Here is a 354-nt window from a genome sequence, read left to right on the forward strand (position 1 = left end):
ACAGATCGTCGAGAGCAAGGAGTACTGCGGCAGAGGCTTCTCCCCCGCAGACGACCGGATCTGGCGCAACGCGAAGGGGCTGACAGAAACCTGCGGCGACGCGACTGGCTGGCGGGAACTGAACACCGCGCACCATCTGGTCAGGATCGTCAGGGACTTGGGCGCCATGTCTGGCATCGAGTTCGAAGAGGATGCTGTCGCTGAGTACTCGAAGCAGGAAAGCTTTTTCTAGCTCAGCGCTGCAGTGCAGCTTCTTGATAGGTGCCGTCGGCCGCAGCTATCATAACCTCATCCGCGGCCATCCATCCGTTGGAGATCAGAAACCTGCGAACCGCGTCGGGGGCCTCGGAATAG

Annotated in this window: 1 protein-coding gene; it reads left to right on the forward strand. The window is 60.5% G+C overall.

Annotation, left to right across the window (positions count from 1 at the left end; translation table 11 throughout):
* Positions 1-232, forward strand: a 232-nt coding sequence (locus tag M4578_RS19525) for a beta family protein (RefSeq protein WP_258094932.1), incomplete at its 5' end; no start/stop codon positions are given.
* Between the last annotated feature and the right edge of the window lie 122 nt (positions 233-354).

It is taken from the genome of Salipiger pentaromativorans (genome assembly GCF_024721115.1).
Classification (GTDB): domain Bacteria; phylum Pseudomonadota; class Alphaproteobacteria; order Rhodobacterales; family Rhodobacteraceae; genus Salipiger; species Salipiger pentaromativorans.